This window comes from Fluviispira vulneris (assembly GCF_014281055.1).
In the GTDB taxonomy this organism is placed as follows: domain Bacteria; phylum Bdellovibrionota_B; class Oligoflexia; order Silvanigrellales; family Silvanigrellaceae; genus Silvanigrella; species Silvanigrella vulneris.
The window spans coordinates 141,018-162,865 of record NZ_JACRSE010000001.1 but is presented as its reverse complement, the minus strand read 5'-3'; the positions used below and the strand labels follow the sequence as shown (position 1 = coordinate 162,865).

Sequence of the window (21,848 nt, the reverse complement as noted above, 5' to 3'; positions counted from 1 at the left end):
CGAGGAAAGGTATCGTGGCAAGGGCAGAATCACGCAAAAAATAAAAGCGGCATTTTGCTAAAATGTAAAAAAATAATAATAATTGAGTATTTTATGTATTACTCACAGTTCTGCGGGAGAGCTCCTTTGCTACAAAATGAGATCAGACATCTAAATGATGAACTTATAAATCAAATTAAAGCAGGAGAAGTTGTTGAAAGGCCTTATAATGTAGTGAAAGAGCTGGTTGAAAATTCCATTGATGCAGGTTCAAAACAAATATCCATCGAATTGCTCGATGGCGGTAAACAAATGATTCGCATTTCAGATGATGGATATGGCATGTCCGCAAAAAATCTTTCCCTTGCTCTCGAACGACATGCCACCAGTAAAATTACACAATTTAAAGATTTAGATACCCTTTTAAGTTTTGGTTTTCGTGGCGAAGCATTGCCTAGCATAGCTTCAGTTTCAAATTTCACAATAAAATCACGCCCACACGATCAAGATTTGGGCCGTGAAATTACTTTAAACTGTGGGAAGCGTATTTCTGAAAAAGATGTCTCGACATCGGTTGGCACGACCGTGCAAGTTAAAGATCTTTTTTCTGGAGTCCCAGTTAGATTAAAGTTTCTAAAATCAACAGCAACTGAATTTGCGCATATTCATGATTTCTTAACCGCTGTTTCTTTAGCTTTTTATAAAATTACTTTTCGTCTATCTCACAATGGTCGAGAAATTTTTAATTTTAAAGCTAAAAATACATCCGTCGAGCGATTTACTGAAATATTTAATTTTAATGCGAAAGATTTCACGGAAATTAATTACACTCGTGGATCATTTAAATTAACTGGATTTGTCGGTTTACCTCATACAGCAAAAACAACGCCAAGTCATTTCATAACATTTGTCAATGGACGCTTTGTAAAAGATAAAATTATTCGCACAGGAGTTATTCAAGCTTATCAAGGATTACTTCTAAAAGGTCTCGTAGCACCTGCTATTATTTTTGTCGAAGTGGATCCATCCTGGGTTGATGTGAATGCACATCCCTCCAAAGTTGAAGTCAGATTTTATGACAATGCAGTGATTCAAGATTTGATTTATATAGGAATTCAAAGCAACTTAAAAGAGGCAATTCATAAAAAAACTGCAAAAATATCTATACAAGATACTTATAAATCCAAACCGACAAATGTTACACCGCAGGCACATACAAAAAATGAAAATCAAATTTATCCAACCTCGAAATCAATAAGTAATACTTACCAAACGATTCCTATATATGAAAAAACTTTGTCAGCTCCACAAAATTATTCTTCGAATTCTAATCTTATAAAAAAAGTTCAGAATTACAATCTCAAAGGTAGTTCTGTTGGTAAACTTAAAACAGATGAATCTAGTTTCGAAAAAAATCAAATCATAGAAAGTGTATCTGCAGAAAAATCGTCTTTTGCAGCAAAATTAAGTCAAGAAAAATTATTTTCAGATATAAAAACTTCAATTTTTGATTCTGCAATTTATTTGGGACAATTTGCTCACTGTTTTTTATTGCTCGAGATAGCTAAAGAACTTTGGGTAATTGATCAACACGCTTTTCATGAAAGAATATTATTCGAAGAACTTATTGTTTCCCATATGAATAAAAAGATACTTATGCAACAATTATTAACTCCTGTCATAATTCCATCAACAGAAATTATATCAGAGATTATTTTTGAAGATAAAAATAAAATAAATAATCTGGGTTTTGAATTCGAAATCTTAAAAAATAGCCATATAGCAATTCATTCTTTTCCAAGCTTTCTCACCCCACAAAAAATACCAGAAGTTTTTGATGAAATCATTGCTCGTATTCTTTCATTCAATGGAATACCGCAAACAGAAATTCATCCACTGATTGAGAAAGCTCAAAAAATAAACAAGGAAATTATTGAACTCAATATGCAGTCTCAATCTTTAGATAATGAAAAAATATATCACCTTTTATTTGCAACAATAGCTTGTCATAGCGCTGTTCGAGCAGGCGACCCGTTGAATGAAGAACTGGTCAAAAGATTATTAGGGCGCGCAAAAGATGTTGATTTTTACGCGCATTGCCCCCATGGTCGTCCCGTTATTCGTAAATTTTCGGAGAAGGATATTTCTACGTGGTTTCAAAGGACATAATACACACTGGCGACCTATTCGCTTTTATATTTATTGGGCCTACAGCGAGCGGCAAATCTGGTTTGGCGCATATTTTAATTGATTATTTTGCTGCAAAAGGGAAAAAATGTGAGATAGTTAATCTAGATGCTTTTCAAATATACCACGAACTTTCTGCAGGTACAGCAAAACCAAGCACAGAAGAACAACAAAATTATATTTATCATTGTATAAATCTCATTCATATAAATGAAAATCTTGATGCAAATACATTTGCAAAAAAAGTAACAAAAACCTGCAGAGAAATAGTGGCTAGGGGTAATATTCCATTTTGCGTAGGCGGCAGTGGTCTTTATCTCCGTGCTTTTTTACATGGTCTTGATAATTTTCCAGCGCGCAATGATGAGTTTCGTGAAAAATTAAGAGTTCTAGCAGACACAAACGGTTGGCCATGGTGTCACCAGTGGCTGAGTCAAGTCGATCCCATAAGAGCTAAAGAATTACATCCAAATGATAAAACCCGAATCGAAAGAGCCCTTGAGATTTATACATTAACAGGAATACCGATGAGCTCTATCCGCTCTAAAACCGGAGTGCTTAATGATCAAGAAACTCTTTTTCCTTGTTACGTAATTCACCTAGAACCTGAAGATGAAATTCTAAAAGATCGGATTAAAACCAGAGTTCCTATTCTATTTAATCATGGATGGATTGAGGAAGTTAAGAAACTTTATCAGCAATATGGAGATGAGCTAACAAAATTTCATGCAATTCAGGCCATTGGTTACAAAGAGGTTTTAAACTTTATAAGAGAATACAAAAATCACCCAGATTCTATAAATAAACAAGAATATATCAACATATTACAAGAAAGAATTATTACTCTCACTTGGCAATATGCAAAAAAACAAGGAACCTGGAATGCTAAAGAAAAAAAAGATTTCGTTGTTACTTCAATGAATAAAAGTGAAATAAATAAGCTTAAAAAAGAAATGGAAAATAAAATTAAAGACTTTATATCAACGAAATCAAATTAAGTTACTTAAGCTTCTTGATAGATGTGCAAAAAAAGAGTACCATATCTTCGTATGGTACTCTTTTTTTCTTGAATTCGAGAGGCTTTCAATGCTCGAACTTACACATGTACAACGTAAAGTAATGGAATTTATCCTCAATCACATGGATTCTACAGGCACACCACCTACTATCCGTGAAATTGCAAATTATTTCCAATGGAAATCCGTTGGCAGTGCCCAAGATGTTATAGCAGCCTTACGAAAAAAAGGATTGTTACTATCACCAATGCCAGGAAAGTCTCGCCAATTGGTGCCCACTGCAGCGGTACTTGATGGACTATTTAGTCAAAATCCAACTGATAACACTCTTTTGCACAAGAATCCTTTTAGCAGTGCAAAGAAAAAATATTTTGAGAAAATGAATACCTCTAATGTTTTACCAGGGTTCGAAGATCTTTTGCGAGTGCCTATGCTTGGAGTTGTTCAAGCGGGAAACCCACATGAAGCTATTGAAAATGCTGGAGAGTTTATTACTTTTCCTAGCATTGCACGAAATACTTTGCGTGATGGTAAAGTATTTGCTTTAAATATTGAAGGTTATAGCATGTTAAACGTTGGATTTCTGCCAAAAGACATTATTTTGGTCGAGACCGTTCAAACAGCGCATGATCGTGATATCGTTGTGGCTTATTTAAATCAAGGAGAAGTCACTGTCAAAAGATATGCTCAAAAAGGCTCTGCTCTTTACAAACTTGCTTTAAAAAATATTTCTCAAAAAATACCTCTTCCCCCAGCTTTTTTAGTGCCTGAAAACCCTGATTTTGAACCTCTTCCCTTTGGTCATGATGAATCAGATAAAATCATAGGTATCGTTCGTTCCCTTTATAGAAAGTCAGTTTTCTAAATTTTAAGCAAAAAGTTTTCAATTCTTACTTGCCAATTCCTTTAAAAATAGATAGGCTAACAGCTGTCATTGTACGAGGTAATGTTCTGACAAAATCGAACATTCTCATTATAAATGAATGACTTAAGCAATCGATACGGAGCAAACAATGCAAACGAAAATAAGATCTAAAGTAATACAGCGAGAAACTCAGCTTTCTTCTCCTTTATCTTCTTCCTGCGTGACCTCCTATTTTACCAATCGATTTTATTTCTTTTTTTAAAAATTCCTTTATCTAAAAACTAAATATTATTTTAAAATACATTATTGTATTTAAATTACATTTGTGGAGTTTATATTCATGACCAAAAAGATCATTGCACTTCTCATAGGTTTAATTGCCATTTTAGCCGCAGTTGTACTTTTAAAAAGAAATAATCCAAAAGAAAATCACATCACAATCGGAATTCTACAAACAGCGTCATTCCCCCCATTAGATGATTCAATGAAGGGATTTATTTCAGAAATAAAAAAAGAACTTGGTGATAATGTTACAGTTATTGAGCAAAATGCTCAAGGCTCCATTATTCAAGCGCAGGCAATTGCAGCTAGCTTTAAAGCAAATAAAAGCATTTCTGGTTATTTTGCTATAGCAACACCAGCAGTGCAGGCATTAAAATCTGAAGTTAAAAGAAGACCTATTACATTTGCTGCTGTGACAGATCCCATTGGCTTACATTTAAGAGACGAAGGCACAAATATCACTGGAGCATCGGACATGGCCGATATTGAAAAACAAATTTCTATTCTCAGAGAGATTATGCCTAAGTTAAAAAAAGTTTCTCTATTATACAATCCAGGCGAAACAAACTCAGTCCTCTTAGTGAAGCAAATGAAAATGACTTTAGACAAATATGGAATTGCTTATCAAGATAACGGTGCAAATAGCCAAGCAGATGTGGCAGCAGCCGCTCAACATGCGGCTCAGAACTCTGAACTTATTCTTATTCCAACGGACAATACGATCGCCTCAGCTTTTCCTATCGTTCGACAAATCGCAGATAAAGCCAATATCCCTGTTGTGACAACTTGGACAGGTGAAAGCGAAGGTCCACTTATGCAATTTGGTGTTGACTACACCCAATCCGGTGTACAAGCAGCTCAACTTATGAAAAAAATATTAATTGATGGTATAAATCCTAAGGACTTACCCGTTGTATCTCCTAGTAGCAGTATACTTATAAGTTCAAAAGTTGTAGAGAGACTTGGGCTCGTAATTCCTGAGTCTATCAAAGACAGCGTATCGTTAATGTAATCTGATTTTTCTGTTTAGTTAGGATAAATGAGCATGATGTCGTTTTTGCCTGTTGTTATTGGTATTTTTGAACGTGGTTTTATTGGTGCTTTTATCGTCATGGCCATTTATCTCGCATCTCGAGTTATGAAATTTGATGACTTCAGTATTGAAGGCACTTTTGGTTTAGGTGGAGCCGTTGTTGCTTGGTCTCTTTTACACAAGACTGATCCTTGGCTTGCTTTGCTATTTGGCTGCCTCGCAGGAGGTATTTCTGGCAGTGTTACTGGATTGCTGCATACAAAACTTGGGTTAAATAAATTAATATCTGGTATTGTTGTAACAACAATGCTTTTTTCTATTAGTATTAATATTGGTGGAGCAAATGTTGCCCTTGGCAATGCTCCAACAATATTTTCTAAAATTCATTCTATACCATTTGGCACATTAATTCTGCTTGCTGCTATGGCATTTTCCGTTGCATTTATCTTTATTTGGTATATGAAAACTGAAAATGGATTTATTTTAAGATCAACAGGAATTAATGAACAATTTGTAACTTCTCTTGGCAAAAGCGTGCCATTATATATCACACTTTCTTTAATTCTTGCAAATACCTTAAGCGCTCTAGCTGGCGGAATTTTTGTCCAATACAGCGGGTTTTTTTCAGCATTTGGTAACGTTGGAATATTAATTGCAGCACTTGCAGGTTGCATGATTGCAGAGCTATTAGCATTAAATATGTTTATTATGGCGATTTTGGGCTCCATTGTGTATCAATTGATTATTGCAATTACAATAGAGTTTCAGGTCGAACCTTCGTGGCAAAAATTGATAACAGGACTCCTTATAGTAGTTATTCTAGTTGTCAAAAAATTAGAAAGTAAAAAATCTAAAGGAACTGTTGCAGTATGATTAAATTAGAAAATGTTAATGTTGAGTTTGGAGAATTTAAAGCTTTACAAGATATCAACTGCTCTATTAATGCCAAAGACTTTATTCTTATTCTCGGCCACAATGGTGCAGGAAAAAGCACTTTACTAGATATTGTTTCTGGTAGACTTTCTCCAACCAGTGGGAGAATTCTACGCAATAATGAAGATATTTCAGCTCTTTCTGAAGCAAAAAGAGCTCGCTTTATCAGCCGTGTATTTCAAAATACCCACATGGGTTCTGTTTCGACAATGACCGTAGCCGAAAACCTTGCAATGTCCACACTAAAAAGCAAAAAAGCAGGTTTTAAAAGTGCAATTAAAAATTTTCCCGAACAGATAGTGGAAGAAACATTAAAACCATTAGGTTTAAGACTTGAAGAATTATTAAATACCCCAATTGGAATTCTTTCTGGGGGACAAAGACAGATCATTACAATAATCATGGCAACGCTATGTGAACCTGACATCCTTTTATTGGATGAGCCAACAGCTGCTTTGGATCCTGTTTCTACCGAAAATCTATTACAATTTGTGCACAATTTCACAAAGAACCGTAATATGGCAACAATGATGATCACCCATGCAGAACAGCAAGCAAAATTCCTTGCTAATCGCACTTGGGTATTGCAAAAAGGCCAGCTAAGCACAGGCTCATAAATCATTAGTGGAAGGGTAGTTGTAGAGACTCAACAAAGAAGACAACAACTACCAAAAAAACATGATATTCCATTTATTTTTGTTAGCAAATAGCGACTTTGACTTGCCAATATATGGAAAAAAAGTTATCATGCTTACTGTCATAGTGCGAAGAAGAGTTAACTAAACATTAGGCTTTATCGTACAATATGAATGATTTAAGCAAACGACACGGAGCAGAGCAATGCATACGAATATAGGGTTTATAGAAACAGAGCGTAATTTTCAGTTTTCTTTACCATTCTCATCCGCACGTAAATCTTCATATTTAGCCTACCGTTACTATTTCTTTTTTTAATAAATTCCTATAATTTAAAAATTAAATATTTTAGTATTAAACTACTTTTGTGGAGTTAACTCACATGAATAAAAAAATCCTTGCACTTATATTAGGCTTAGTTGTAATTTTAGGCACAGTTCTATTTATAAAGAGAAATAATACCTCCGCTGGCCATTACACAATAGGTGTTCTGCAAACAGCTTCATTTCCTGCCTTAGATGATACCATGCGTGGCTTTATGTCTGAAATTAAAAAAGAACTTGGCGATAATCTAACAATAATTGAACAAAATGCCCAAGGCTCTATGATGCAAGCTCAAGCGATAGCTTCAAGCTTTAAAGCAAATAAAAGTATTTCTGGTTTTTATGCTATAGCTACTCCCGCAGTCCAAGCATTAAAATCTGAAATCAAAAATAGACCCATTGCATTTGCTGCAGTAACTGATCCAGAAGGTCTGCATCTAAGAGAAAATGATTCGAATATCACGGGTGCTACGGACATGGCAGATATAGAAAAGCAGATCACAATTATGCGAGCTCTGTTACCTAAAGTAACAAAAGTTGCTTTATTATACAATCCTGGTGAACCCAATTCCGTTATTATCGTTAAACAAATGAAAATTGCCTTAGATAAATTTGGCATCGCTTACCAAGACAATGGAGCAAATAGCCAAGCAGATGTTGCTGCCGCAGCTCAACATGCCGCAATTAATTCACAAGCTATTCTAATCCCTACAGACAATACCATCGCTTCCGCATTTCCTATCGTTCGACAAATTGCAGATAAAGCGCACGTACCCATAATTGCTACTGGCACTGCAGAAAAAGAAGGGCCCCTCATGCAATTTGGAGTTGATTATTTTCAATCCGGAGTACAAGCTGCACAACTCATGAAAAAAATGCTTGTCGATGGAATTAAACCAATGGACTTACCTGTTGTTGCCCCATCAAGCAGTATTTTAATTAGCGAAAAGGAATTAAAAAAGTTTGCCATCGAGATTCCCGAATCTTTAAAAGATAGTATTTCTCTAATTTAATTTTTGTGTGATTTTAAATATACAAGTTTTTTGATTATTATTTAAACTCTTTTATTTGCTTTCACTTTTAAAGTTTCGCTCTGGCTCTTCTCATAATTCTTTGCTACATCGCATAAGTTAAAGTTATTTAGCATAAATCAGCAGTGACCATATATTTCGTGAGTTTGTCGCTTAAATCTTCAAAGCGATGATTAAATTTAGAGGGGGAGTAAGTTAAGGTCTTCGAAGGGTATTTGCGGACAGCAACTCTGCCCTGAGAAACCCTTAGCTTACTTATACCAGATGAAATTAATACAAAACAAACTGATGATTTATCCGCCACCATTATTTAAAATATAAATTCATACCATAATTTGTAGAATAGCAATCCGCATTATTTGAGCGAATATCGTAACGATCCATTTGCCCAGGACCATAAGGTGCCACTATAAAAATGCAAGAAACTCTTCCTTTACTGAGCATTGGATTAGGCTGCGCATCATTTCTAACACCCATAAAGGAATATGTAGAATTAAATCCTTTAGAAACATTCACGACCATTCCAACTTTTTTAACTTCATGGGGCTGGAGAGAAATTTTTTGATTGATATTATCGATTGGTGCACAACTTGAGTCCACAAATGAAATATTATTTTCGTAAAGGCGAGAGATTTGAACGAGCCATTCTGTTTGTGAATCATTTTGCAGTGTGTACCACACATGCACTTTAGGATTGCACTGAGGATTTTGTGCGAAGGCATTTAAAGAGAAGATTGCAGAGCCTAAAATCATTAATTTTGTTTTCACTATAAACTCCTATATATGACAAAAAACTTATTGAGAATGATTATTAATATCATTAAAAGCGTCTGTCAAGACTAAAAAAGAAAAAAAAATTAAATTAATCTTCCAGCAATTTAGTTATTTTATTGACATTTATTTTTTACTACATTAACGTTCTGTTATACTTAATGGATTAATTTTTAAAAAAATGAGGTAAAAATGAAATTATATAAAACAATTTTTTTAATCTGTATTGCAACAATTAATTTAAATATTTTAAGTAATAATTCTCATACAAACACTAGAGATAAGAAGCACTCTCTAGCAAACCAAAATTCTCAACCACCTCCAAGCACACCTTGTTATTTAAATCCAGTTTCCTGTTTTTAAGTTTAAAACTTATAAAAAATAATATAGTTTTTAATTGTTCATATAATACATAATATTATTATTTTTATTTATTAATTATGCAAATCAGTCAATCCATGGAGGTTCTTTGCCTCTTATTCCCTTAATCCAACTCATTGGTGGAAAAAAAGAAGAATTGTAGGATGTTGATAAATAAATTTCTTTAAAACCCATCTCATATATCTCTTTCGAAATTTCCTCGCCTCTTAAGCCATTTCTTAATTGAGAATCAATATATATAGGTGTATTTTTATCAAAATTATCAGCATCATACATAAATAAATCGACGCAATAATAATATCTTATATCTTTATCATTTGCGCTTGCCTTCCAAAGAGAATGAATAAATAATTCATCATCTATAAGAATTGCAAACGGCTTTTCTTTTGGAGGTAAAATCTCTAATGGAACGTAATAAACAAAATTTTTAGGAATAATTCTTATAAATAAACTTTGGCATTTATCAAGCAATTCTATATCTTCATAACGATTTGTTACGAGAAAAGAGTTTTTTTTCAGTTTCAGATTTAAAATTACATCTAAACCATTCATATTGAAATCAGCAAATTCATAATCACAAAGAAATAACAAATTTTCTGTATCTAAATCTGTTTCATTTTTAAACCATTCAAGGACTCTAAGTGGATTTGAAAAATGCAAAATTTTAATATTATAGTTTGGCTTTAAATAATCTTGTAAGCGATCATTCCAAATATTATGGATTACGTCATCTTCATCGATTATAATAACAGTGGAATTCATGAAAAGCTTTAACTTAACTACAAACCATGGAGGTTCAATAGCTTTCGGGAAAGATAAGATTGCTTCGTTACCTTTTGTTGATTCAGAAAAGACCTCTAAATTTCCTCCCCATAGCTCTAAGTGCTTCTTAGCATGCAGAAAATTCTTAACTAGAGAACTTTCATTTCTATAAATTGCTTTACTGTCTTTTATTTTTTCTATAATTTTTTTAGGAATTTTTCTGCCATTATAATTAATAGATATAACACTTTTATTTTTTTTTGCATTGAGTATTAAAAATATTTTACCATGGCCATTTAAAGAGTTGACAGCGTTATCGATCAAGTTTGAGAAAATGAGATCAAATTCTCGGGGTTGAATTTTAGAAAATATTCCATATGATTTTAGACCAAGCTTTAATTCTATCTCTAAATTACAATATTTTTTATATTGAGCTCTCTTCTTAGATATTAAAGAATCAACTAGGTTTGAAATAAACTCTACAGATAAAGGCTCTTCAAAAAACTCATTTTTTTTATAATAATTATGCCAATCATGTTGTTTTAAAATCAGATTATTGACTATATCTTGAATTCTTTGCAAAGCTTTACATAGAGAAAAGACATAGTATTTTATTATTTTATTAATAACATTGATTGCCAATAGAATAAACATTAGAATTAATAAAATTAAAGCAACAATAAAACATAAAATCTTTAAAAGATGATTATTTATAAGAAAATATCGTTTACTTATATCATAGTTTTCATTTAGATTTAATCCATTTATTCTCACACCCTTTTGCATTTCATGCGCTTCGCATGAAAAACATTTTTTAATAGAAGAGTCAATTTCTTTTAATTTATTTAAGAAAATAATTTCATTAATAAAAACATATATATTTAGCGGACAATTAATTTTTTCAAGACTCAATTTTCCATATAAATCGCAGAGATCTATCACAACATTTAGTTCGGAAGATTTACCAGTAGAAATTATTTCTACATTTTTATTATTTATGATTTTGTAACCAAGGATTTCATTTTTCTGATTTTGTCGATAATTATATATTAATTCTTGTTTTAATTTCAGCTTTTTTTCATTATCAAATCGATGATAATTCAAAATTTCTGACGTGTTTACAAGCATGTAAAATTTCTGTAAAATTTCGTTAAAAAAAAGATTGTGAATTTGTTCCTTTTTATCATCATACAAAACTATTGCTAATATTTTAAGAGAATTCGAATCTGATAAAACAATAAAGAAAAAAAAATTCAATAAGGATAATACAAAAATTGATAAATATAAAAAAAAAAAAGTCTATTCTTTAAATTCCTAAGCTTAATTTTAATTTCAAGAATTGCCATATAATACTCAAAAAATAGGATTATTTATAGAAAAATATTTATATATTCTCTATAAAGACATTTCAATATGTAAATTAAGAAGTATATTATTGTCAATTTATGTAGCTTACCAAAACTTTTTTACAAAAATGTATACAATATGAAACATTATAAATTTTTATTTTATATGAATAGATTGAAATTTTAAGAAAATTGTTAAACTTTTAAGAAATTCAAAATAAATATTTTGGTAAAATATACTAGCAATGCACCTAAACGTTCATGTTTTTATCCTTAAGTTTCCTTATAAATAAGGAAACTTTTCTTGGATATATCCTTTTGCATGATTTATTCCCTGCATGGCTTCAGCGGTTCCTGTACCAATCAGTTTCATTTTGCCAGGATATGTTACGATATCACCTGCGGCATAAATTCCTGGTATAGAGGTCTGCCGATTGTGATCTACTATTATGGAATTCCCTTCCATAGCTATTCCCCACTGTTGTACAACTTCTAAATTAAAAAGAAGTCCCACAGCTATAATCACTTCATCAATTTCAATTGTGGTTGTTTCACCTGTTTTTGTATTTTTGATGGTTGCACCAGTCAGATGATTTTCATTGCCTTCGATTGCTGACAGTTCTGAGAAAGTACGAATTTCTGCATCGGATGCATAAAGTTTCTTGGTAGTTTCTTCATGCGCATTAAAGCGATCTGATCTATGCAAGACATAAAGATCTTTGCAATCATTTACAATGGTTAATGCGAGATCGAGAGCACTGTCTCCCCCGCCAACGACAATAACTCGTTTGTTTCTAAAAGTTTCGAGAGAATGCACTCCATAATGAATGCCTTTTCCTTCAAATTCTCGTAGATTTTGTATGTCAAGACGACGTGGGATATGAGCACCCATTCCTAAGCATAGAATCGCTGTTTTAGAGTGCATTACAGTTCCCTTGCGGGTTTCAATACACAATATATTGTTTCTATTTTTACGAATAAGAACAACTTCTTCATTTAAACTGCTAGGGATATTATAAGGAGCGGTTTGTTCAACTAAATTTTTATAAAGTTCTTTACCACGTATTGCAGGGATACCAGTCATATCATAGACCCATTTTTCCGGGTAGATCGCAGTCAGCTGTCCTCCCAACTCGTGCCTTCTATCAACAAGGCGCACCGACATATCACGGAGTCCAGCATAGTAAGCTCCAAATAATCCAACTGGGCCACCGCCGATAATTATGGTGTCATAACAATCTAAAAGTCCAGCATTCACAACGATTCCTCCTCAAACACAATAACCAATTTCAATCCCACTAGTTTCTCATTCTAGGTTTAAAACCTGCTTCTTCTAGCTTCTCCAGCAATGAATACTGATGCTCAGAATTACGAGTCTCCAATGAAAGTTCGACATCTACGTCACCTACACTCACTTCGCTATATGTACGATCATGAATGAGATCGACTACATTTCCCTCAAGTGATGAAACACATTCGAGCAGCCTCTTGAGTCCACCAGGTCGATCACTCACACAAACGCTCACTCTTAACACACGCCCCGTAATATTTAAGCCACGGGTAATAACACGGGTAAGCAATTGGGGATCAATATTCCCACCACTTATACAGGCAATGACCCGCTTCCCTTTATAAAAATCAGGACGCTTAAGCATATCTGCGACAGCAGCTGCCCCTGCTCCTTCAGAAAGGATGCGTTCTTGTTCACATAAGCCGAGAATTGCTTTTACAATAGTGTCATCGGACACTGTGCTTAAATTCTCAACAAAGCGCGTCATATAATTATAATTTAAATTCCCGATCATACCGACAGCAATCCCATCGGCAATAGTCGCATGCGGAGCTTTTTCACTCGCTGTTTGACTTTTGTTTTTAAAGCTTTTGATTGCCGAGTTATAATATTCCTGCTCAATTCCAACAACATTGGCTTTTGTCAATGCTTTTAAAACCAATCCTGCACCCGCTGCTAAACCGCCGCCGCCAATACTACAGGAAAAAAAATCTAACTCACCAAATGGGGTTTTTGAAATATCGGAAAGCTGTAAAAGAGCTTCATAGGCACAAGTGGCTTGACCAATAATAATGTCATAATTGTTATAAGCATGAATAAAATGTGCGTTCTCTTTTTCAGAAAAGACTAAGGCGGCTTCAAATGCTTCCTCTAAATTGTCGCCGATCAAATAAATTTGGGCACCTAATTTCTCGGTCGCATCTCTTTTGACCAAGGGTGCATATTTCGGTAAAAATATATGCGCTTCACATCCTAAGTTCTTTGCAGCAAAAGCAATTCCTTGCGCATGATTGCCTGCAGAAGCTGCGCAAACCTTAACTTTTTTATTTTTTTGTTTCGCTATAATATTTGCAACGGCAGTGAGTGCACCACGAACTTTAAAAGACCCATTTGGATTTAAGGATTCCAGCTTTAGCCAAATATCCCCTCCGGTTATGTCACTTAACCAATCTGACCTACGCAAAGGACTTGGCTGCATATACTTACAAATAATATTTGTCTGTGCATTGCGTATTTCATCGATGACATCGATAGGATTTTCAAATTCTCTGCCCTCAGCTAAATTTAAACACTTTAAAAGTTCAGGCTTCATGGCTTTCACCTCTCTTAGTCCTAACATGAAAAGACAAAATAGAAATCTATTTTGTAAAATTGCCCATTTCATAAATTCTCTGTTATCATAATATTTGTACGAGAGATAATAAATTTGTCTTTAAATCAAAGAAAAAAACAAAGACAAGAGGAAAAATGAATTTTGAAAAAATTTGCAGCGTTTTTCCAAGCGAAAAAAAATATTGGCCTTGCCAACAGCCTTCGCGTGCCCTTCCTTTTTATATAAGGGCGCATTTGCGTAATTTATTTGGTGGCGTTTTTTCTGCGAATGATCTCAATCGCAGAAACTTACCTTCACGATTGGGAATAACAATAAAACCTTTCGAAAAGGGCGATCCCATTTCTGCTATTTCAAAAAATCATTTTATAAAAACACAAAATTTATTAACACGAACCGATTATGGGCAAGGTAGGCAACGAGTTGTTGTTCTGTTTCATTGCTATGATAATATGCTTTATCAGTCTGAAAAAACCCTTATCAATAAAGGTCAACTTGCTATTGGTATCACTGCTATTTTAGAAGAAGCACATCGCAGCCTTGCACATTCTTTTGACATTTTTCCTATTTATGACAATGATCTTTTTTCAGGAGCACTTCTCCATAATAAAAGATTGATCTCAGCCGATTATATTTACATTATAACCGATCTTTTATTTGACGCGACTGAACCCTTTGCAGCTGCAGAAAATGCTTTACAACTTATAAATTATATGCACCTAAAACAATGTGTTTTTTTTATAACCCGCGATCCTCTTGAATATCCTATTAAAGATAATATAAATAGCACAATCGAAGAACTCATTCCATGGGAAAAGAATGATTCATCTAAAAGCACATATTATTTTAGTGGCAGCGAATATCAAATAAACTCTAGAAATCAAATTAATTATTTTAAAAATAAAGCTCTTGAAAGTAAAAGCATCGTTCAAGTAATCAATCCTCATGATAATCTAAGCGAATTTATTCAATTTATTATTAAAAATAATCTTAGGAATAAATAAACATGCTGATTATTTTATTATCAATTTGCGTCTCATTTATCACGATTTTTGTTCTTTTTTTTAGAGTCAAAAACTCAAAAAAAAGAGAGATACCTTCATGGTTCCTAGGGAAAAAAAATAAATTTATTATCAATAATAATATTATTCTTAAAAAACCGCCCGCTATACCTGTTGTTCTAATAATATTAATTACAAGTTCTTTTGCTTATATTTATTACCCAAAGGATATGCCAAAAAGCATAGAGAAACAAAACAATACAGGATTAGTATGGCTCGACCCCTCATTGAGCGCAAAAATATCGAGGAAACAAGATAATTTTAACCCTAGCGATGAAGCTGAAAAAATACTTTCACTCAGCTATAACAATTTTGGGCTCGAAAATAACTTTACTATAAAAAATGGTGAAATAAATATATATTACAAAATAGTACCCTTAGAATCAAAAACAAAAATTAAAGAATTTCTAGAATCAGAAAACAATAAGTTACCTTCACCTTTTATACAATCCATTCAAACAGATAAAGTTGCAAAAATTATTAAAGAAAATAGTTTATTTTCTAATAATAAAAGCAAAATAATTGTTTTATCCGACGGAAAATTTGAAAGTTTACAAGGAATTCTCACTCTTAAAAATTTCTTTAGCTCAGCATATTTAAGAAAATCGTCACCTTCACAAATTTTAAAAGATGATGAGAAAGAAATCATCCCAACTGAACTATCATATTTATGGAATGAAAAATTTGAAAATAAAAGTGATTTTATTCATTTTGACCCAATAATTTCTAAAATTCCGGCTGAAGCTAGACCTCATTTTTATTTAAGTACTTTGCACTTTGGAGATACTTTTTATGATAATTTAACTGCTAAGAAAAATAAAAATGATTTACCGCTCTTTATTGTATGCACAGATCGCTTTCCTGGCGCTATTGAACTTGATCCATTTTCAAGCTTAAGAAGTTTGATTAATTTTTTTAACAATGAATTTATAGAAAAGAAATGTCTAAATATTCAGAAAGAAACAGTAACTGAAAATGATGCATGGAAGTTTCGTAACCCTGCGCTTTGGATTGTTCCCATTACAAATGAAATAATTTCCCTCATGAATAATGATTTTAAATTTTGGACCCCGCAAGGTTTTGATGCTAATTTCGACACTCTTATTTATGTGGGCAGCTCTCTTTTTAATAGTGAAAATGGTGAAGTAAAAAAGTCACCTGTTCAACTTGATAGCGGAGCATATCCCGTTCCCATTGTTCTTTTGCCCCCTCCGCCTTCTGCTGAAATTGGTCATTTAATTCCAGGTGAAAAACTCGAATATAAAGGTAAATTTAAAACATTTTTTATCGCAACAGACGGTACTCCATTAGCTTGGAAATCGTCATCATTGCCCTTCTTTTATTTGCGAACCACAACTGCCACTCCCAATGGTGAGCTTGGAAGATCAAGGGGCTGGACGAATTTCTGGTTTGACGTAGCGAATACAGTAAAAAAGTCAAATTTATCTTTCACAAAAGTTATACTTGATGATGCAAATAAACTTCAAGAAAGTTTAGAAGAATCTGGATTAAATACCTCAGTAAAATTTACAGACATCTTGGACCTTAAAAATTTAAATTTTAAAACAGCAGAACATTTTTCCTCGGGTTTATATAAAATAGCAAATGGGAAAAATTGGGTTTTAATCCAAACTTCTGTCTTTGATTCACAACAAATTTTTCTTTCTCCTGAAGAATTTTCTATGAAATTTACAGAATCAAATCTTCATATGGTTAATAAAAATGAAGAAAAATATAGTCCAAAAATTTTAGAAGTAATAATAGCTATTATTACTGTTTTTCTTTTATTTTGGCTATGGAAAAAGCCCAAGAAAGTAGCTCTCATTTATTTTGGCTTTATCTTATTAGCAACTAATCCAAAAAAAGTTTTTGCTCAAGAAATTGACAATAATGACTCTCAACGCTTCAATATACCACTTTTTTATGGTGGAAAAAACTTACCACGTAATGTTGATCCTGAAAATATTCCGTTTAAAATAGCCTGGTGCTCTCAAGATATTCCAAAAAATGTTGAAATTAATTATGAAAAATTTAGAAATGCACTTATTCGACGGGGAACAATAAATATTCCAAAAAATCTCATTCCTGCAGCCTGTAATCCAGGTGAAGCTGAAATCTGGTGGACTGATAATGTTTCTCTTCTCTCAAAAAAATCATTAATTGAACATCTATCGAATGGGGGTATCTTTATTGTTGAAGGAACAAAATTATTCCCAAGTCTTTTTTTTGAATTAGATGATATTGGGACAGGATTAGAGTGGGAATCTCCACCAAAACGAGGTATGTTTTATCGTAGCTTTTATTTATTAAATACATTAAATGGCTGTATAAACGATTCAACGAAAGTTCTTATGCTAAAAAAGAAAATAAATGCACAAGCACCTTACGCTCTTTTTACCGATGCTCGATTTTTCTCTTCAGGAGATGATTGCTTTAAAAATAATTTAGATTATAAATTAAGAAGTTTTATTAATATAATGTATTCTTTTCTCACAACAGATTATAAAGAAGATCAGCTCCAATTACCTGAGATATTAAATAGAATTCGCAATTTAGGATTAGAGCCATGAAAAAAACAACAATATATGGCATCCGTTTATTAATTATTTTATTTTTATTTATTCCACTTATATTTCCATTTATTGATAAGAGAGAAAACAATATTTCTCTCATGCATCTTCAAGTTTTACATCCGTCTGATCTCAACTTTAAATATGATGATAAAGCCAAAATAAAAAAAATGATCACAAATTTTTTTTCGAATGATATAGATATACATTTTAATTCATTTGGTAAAAAGTCTAACACTCCTGTGCAAGATTTTGAAGATTTGCTTCAGCAAATTGACAAGCTAAGAGGTCAAATTGTTATTTTATCCAATGCACATTTATATGGAGAAAATGCTTTAAAGTTTAATAGTTCTTTAAAAGAAACTTCTGCTTATAAAGAAAAACGTTTATTTTACATCCCACTTGATAGAATAATTCCAACAGAAGCAAAAACAGAAGGTGAATATGTACTCATTTCTGATATATTCATTCCAAAAATAAGTTTCTTAGGTGAAGAAAGCATTGCCACAGTTTCTCTTATCGGTAAAGCAAACGCAAATAAAAAAATTAAAATTGAAATTACTCTCCATTCAGGTAATTCTTTTTTAAATTCTAAAACAGTAGAATTATCGGTCCCTGAAAATAATCTTATTCGTCAATCCTTCGATATTCCAATAAATTTTGCAAAAACAGGTACACAAGTTATCACTGCTGATATTAACTCCCCCCTAGCTCATCCCCCCTTAAATTCAGCAAGCACTTCTGTACAAGTAGTCTATTCTAAGACAACTTTATTACATATTGCTGTAGGCCCAGATTGGAGTTTAAGAACTTTAAGACAAAAATTAAAATTTTGGCCCAATCTCGATCTTTTAAGCTATTATATCTTACGTGAAATAAACAGCGATCAAAGTATTCCAAGTTCTCAACTTTCACTGATAGAATTCCCTGCAGATAAATTATTTGGCTCAGAGTTACAGAATTTTCATGGTATTGTTGCTCAGAATTTTTTATTTGATACTTACTTAGGAGAAAAAGAATCTGAAAACTTGGTCAAATATGTTTACAATGGTGGTCGCCTTTTCATCCAAGCTGGCCCATTGAGTTTTTTAAGTGAAAGTCAATCTATTAAATCTTTATTTCCCTGTGAAAATATTCCAAAATGGGATATGGAAAAAACTTATCACTGGGCAGCAAATGACACTGATTTTATAAATAATTCTAATTTCTCTCGCAGCCTTGATAATATTGTCACTCATGCAACGGCAATTGATTGTAAACCAAAAAAAGAAGCTGTTATTTTAGCTAAAACGAAAGAGGGAAATCATCCCATTTTACTTGCAATGCCTGTGCAAAAAGGAATTGTTCTTAGTTTTCTTGCGGGAGATTGGTTAACTGGCTATGTGCAAGAAAAACTTATTAAAAGCAATGAAAATGCAATTAGAATGCGTAATGCAGATAGTAGTGAAACAATTTTTAATTGGCTCATTGAATTTCTACAAAGAAGGCAAGACAGTGGAATCCGAGCACCAGATATTCTAGGGCCACGCCTTTATGCTGATGAAAATTCAATCGATATACGCAGCCGCGGTGGGATTCAACTTGGAAAAACTATTTATCTTATAACGAATGCAAATAAAAACTTAAGTGGATCGACTTTATCTTTGCAAAAACTAAATAAAGAAATTATTGAGTTTAACTCACCCATAAGTTCAATCGTTCAATTACAAAATGGCAACAATCTCAGCAGCACTGTAGTTGAAATGGCACTTGGTCAAGAAAAAAGTGATAAGAGTATATTAAAATTTGGAAATTGGCCTATATTTCCACAAACTGCAAAACGAATGGAAAAATATGATAATCCATTTTTATTTGAAAATGTAGCTACATTCACTCAAAAAGAAGAAGTTGTAAAAGAAAATACAGCTGTGATTGAAAAAGTTCCCCTTTTAAATGCATTTCCGTGGCTTTTGGCCTTGGCGCTCGCTTTGTTATGTTTTGAACAATTTTTGACGCGCATCCTTTGGAGAGAAGAGATATAAATTAATATATAAGATATTTTTATAATACCATTTTGAAATAAGGTGGTGGCAATGTCCGAAGATGCACCAAAACGTAAAGAACCCCGATACAGTACCGCCATCGTTATTGAAGTGCGAAAGACCAAATGGATCCCACTCAAAAAAGTAAAGGCTATACTACTCGATCTCTCTTGGAATGGCTTCAAAATAGAATTTGTAAAAAAAGTGCATTTAAAAAATGGCAATGAGCTGCAGCTCAAAATCCCAATTGAACAATTTCATATCGACGAATCAAAAATTTTAAAACTTAAAGTTACAGTCAAATGGTTTGATGAAGAATTGCAACGGGCTGGAGGATTTTACATACATCCAAAAGGTGAGCATGCAATAGTGCTAGAAAAACTCATACAAAAGCTTGCAAAATTACGCCAAACGGAAGATGAATTGAATCAAGGAAGCGAAACAAACCTTTCTCATGACAATGAAAAAGCTTCCTAATTGGGAGACTTTAGAATGTCATTTTTTAGTTCTAGTAATAATTTTATTCTCGAAATCGGGTTTGAATTGAGCAGCACTTCTCTGCATGAATCCGTTTTCCCTGTTTATGACTTTCCCCAATGGAAAATCCTTACGAATCATTCATCCAAAGATCATTTAGAAGAACAGAGTCGAGATTTACTAAAAAAAGCTAAATCCTCCACTCAGCGTCCCTTTGGCGCTCTCGTAAGTTCAGCGCAAGAGATTGAAATTGCAGCTCAATATGCAAATTTCCTCTATATTCCAGGCGAGTTATGCCGTCAAAGTGACATTCTCGAAGCAGCTGCACACTCACATCTTCCCTTGGTTGTCGAACGGGGCTGCTTTCTTGCTCCTATCGATGTTGTCCGAATTGTTGAAAAATTGAAAAATGCTGATGTGGCTCTTGTAGACTGTGGAACGGCAAATGGTTATTCAGATTCCGTTTTAGACCCCAGAGTGCTCTTCCTTATGCAAAAAACAGGCAAAAAAATAGGTATTCATTTGAGTGATCTCTTGTCACCTGAAGGTCAGACATATACGCATCGTCCACAATGGCTGAGCGACACTGATTTTATTCAAGCTTTTGTGCGCACAGGGAAAGCGCTTGGAGCCTCTTTTTATGTCGTAAAATCATATGGCAAAGGTGCAATTTCCACAGACCAAGCCTTAAAATACACAGTAGGAAACTAAAAATGACTGTTAAACAAGACATATTTCCAGGAAATTGGGATGGGAGTATCACCCGTGATATTCAACTAAGCCGCAAACGACCTGTCATTATGGCAGGTCCTTGTATGTTTGAAAACAGAGAAATCGGCTTTGCAGTCGCTCAATTCCTTAAAAATAAATGTGCAGAACTCGATCTCCCTTATATATTTAAAAGCAGCTATGACAAAGCAAATAGAACCAGTGCAAAAAGTATCCGCGGACCAGGTGTCAAACAAGGACTCGAGTGGCTGCAAGAACTTCGCAGTGAACTCAAAGTTCCAATTCTCACGGATGTGCACACTGCGGAACAAGCGATCGAAGCTGGTAAAGTTGTTGATATTGTTCAAATACCCGCTTTTCTTTGCAAACAAAAAGATCTCCTTTTAGCAGCAGCTTCCACTGGAAAAACTGTGCAAATTAAAAAAGGACAATGGACTTCTGCAGAAGAAATGCTGGAAATCGCTCAATTCGTTGAAAAATGTGGCAATCCAAAAATTATTTTAGTCGAACGTGGCACGTGTTTTGGCTATAATAATCTCGTGGTAGATTTTAGAAATCTTGTCGAAATGCATACCCTAGGTCATGCTGTCGTTTTCGATGCGACTCACTCAGTTCAATTGCCTGGTGCAGGGAATGGTAAATCCTCCGGCCTACGTCATATGGTGCATCCGCTCGTACGGGCCGCTATGGCTATAGGGGTTGATGGAATTTTTATGGAAGTTCACCCCAATCCCACCGAAGCTTGCTCAGATGCAGATACACAATTGTCTATGCAAGCGGCGGAAATAATCTTAGATGATATAGCAAAAATGCTAAAATAATTT

The 21,848-nt window shown here is 33.5% G+C and carries 17 protein-coding genes; 13 read left to right on the top strand and 4 right to left on the bottom strand.

The window, feature by feature from the left end; genetic code table 11:
- The first annotated feature begins 126 nt into the window (after positions 1-126).
- From mutL to H7355_RS00620, 7 genes are all read left to right on the top strand, one after another.
- Positions 127-2,148 carry a DNA mismatch repair endonuclease MutL gene (mutL, locus tag H7355_RS00650; RefSeq protein ID WP_186643884.1) on the top strand — a complete coding sequence of 674 codons (2,022 nt, stop codon included), beginning with the start codon at positions 127-129 and terminating at the stop codon, positions 2,146-2,148.
- Positions 2,130-3,164 carry a tRNA (adenosine(37)-N6)-dimethylallyltransferase MiaA gene (gene miaA, locus H7355_RS00645; protein ID WP_186643882.1) on the top strand — a complete coding sequence of 345 codons (1,035 nt, stop codon included), beginning with the start codon at positions 2,130-2,132 and terminating at the stop codon, positions 3,162-3,164. The genes mutL and miaA overlap by 19 nt, the downstream gene beginning before the upstream one ends.
- A gap of 88 nt (positions 3,165-3,252) precedes the next feature.
- On the top strand, positions 3,253-4,047 hold the full coding sequence (gene lexA, locus H7355_RS00640) for a transcriptional repressor LexA (protein ID WP_186643880.1): 795 nt from the start codon (positions 3,253-3,255) through the stop codon (positions 4,045-4,047).
- A gap of 340 nt (positions 4,048-4,387) precedes the next feature.
- Positions 4,388-5,341 carry an ABC transporter substrate-binding protein gene (locus H7355_RS00635; RefSeq protein WP_186643878.1) on the top strand — a complete coding sequence of 318 codons (954 nt, stop codon included), beginning with the start codon at positions 4,388-4,390 and terminating at the stop codon, positions 5,339-5,341.
- Between the two features lie 33 nt (positions 5,342-5,374).
- Positions 5,375-6,235 carry an ABC transporter permease gene (locus H7355_RS00630; protein ID WP_186643877.1) on the top strand — a complete coding sequence of 287 codons (861 nt, stop codon included), beginning with the start codon at positions 5,375-5,377 and terminating at the stop codon, positions 6,233-6,235.
- Complete coding sequence (locus H7355_RS00625) at positions 6,232-6,912, top strand: ATP-binding cassette domain-containing protein (RefSeq protein WP_186643876.1); 681 nt, start codon at positions 6,232-6,234, stop codon at positions 6,910-6,912. The genes H7355_RS00630 and H7355_RS00625 overlap by 4 nt, the downstream gene beginning before the upstream one ends.
- Before the next feature lie 401 nt (positions 6,913-7,313).
- Positions 7,314-8,267, top strand: coding sequence for an ABC transporter substrate-binding protein (locus H7355_RS00620; protein ID WP_186643871.1), 954 nt, complete (start codon positions 7,314-7,316; stop codon positions 8,265-8,267).
- 324 nt (positions 8,268-8,591) lie between these two features.
- On the opposite strand, the gene H7355_RS00615 is transcribed toward H7355_RS00620, so the two are convergent.
- From H7355_RS00615 to H7355_RS00600, 4 genes are all read right to left on the bottom strand, one after another.
- On the bottom strand, positions 8,592-9,053 hold the full coding sequence (locus H7355_RS00615; protein WP_186643869.1) for a hypothetical protein: 462 nt from the start codon (positions 9,051-9,053) through the stop codon (positions 8,592-8,594).
- Positions 9,054-9,503: 450 nt separating this feature from the next.
- A complete protein-coding gene (locus H7355_RS00610) occupies positions 9,504-11,327 on the bottom strand; it encodes an ATP-binding protein (protein WP_186643867.1) in 1,824 nt (607 codons plus the stop codon).
- A gap of 501 nt (positions 11,328-11,828) precedes the next feature.
- On the bottom strand, positions 11,829-12,803 hold the full coding sequence (locus H7355_RS00605; RefSeq protein WP_186643865.1) for an NAD(P)/FAD-dependent oxidoreductase: 975 nt from the start codon (positions 12,801-12,803) through the stop codon (positions 11,829-11,831).
- 40 nt (positions 12,804-12,843) lie between these two features.
- Entirely contained in the window at positions 12,844-14,148 is a 1,305-nt protein-coding gene (locus tag H7355_RS00600; protein ID WP_186643863.1) for a pyridoxal-phosphate dependent enzyme, read from the bottom strand.
- A 155-nt stretch (positions 14,149-14,303) separates the two neighbouring features.
- On the opposite strand from H7355_RS00600, the gene H7355_RS00595 reads away from it, so the two are divergent.
- From H7355_RS00595 to kdsA, 6 genes are read left to right on the top strand one after another with little or no spacing between them, the layout of a single operon-like run.
- Entirely contained in the window at positions 14,304-15,170 is an 867-nt protein-coding gene (locus H7355_RS00595) for a hypothetical protein (RefSeq protein WP_186643861.1), read from the top strand.
- 2 nt (positions 15,171-15,172) lie between these two features.
- Positions 15,173-17,797 (top strand): hypothetical protein, encoded by a 2,625-nt coding sequence (locus H7355_RS00590; protein WP_186643859.1) that lies wholly within the window; start codon positions 15,173-15,175, stop codon positions 17,795-17,797.
- Positions 17,794-19,818 (top strand): hypothetical protein, encoded by a 2,025-nt coding sequence (locus H7355_RS00585; RefSeq protein WP_186643857.1) that lies wholly within the window; start codon positions 17,794-17,796, stop codon positions 19,816-19,818. Before H7355_RS00590 ends, H7355_RS00585 begins: the two co-directional genes overlap by 4 nt.
- Before the next feature lie 51 nt (positions 19,819-19,869).
- Positions 19,870-20,295 carry a PilZ domain-containing protein gene (locus H7355_RS00580; RefSeq protein ID WP_186643855.1) on the top strand — a complete coding sequence of 142 codons (426 nt, stop codon included), beginning with the start codon at positions 19,870-19,872 and terminating at the stop codon, positions 20,293-20,295.
- Positions 20,296-20,310: 15 nt separating this feature from the next.
- A complete protein-coding gene (locus tag H7355_RS00575) occupies positions 20,311-21,006 on the top strand; it encodes a hypothetical protein (protein WP_186643853.1) in 696 nt (231 codons plus the stop codon).
- Between the two features lie 2 nt (positions 21,007-21,008).
- Positions 21,009-21,845: a 3-deoxy-8-phosphooctulonate synthase gene (kdsA, locus tag H7355_RS00570; protein ID WP_186643851.1), complete on the top strand. Its 837-nt coding sequence runs from the start codon at positions 21,009-21,011 to the stop codon at positions 21,843-21,845.
- The last annotated feature ends 3 nt before the right edge of the window (positions 21,846-21,848 follow it).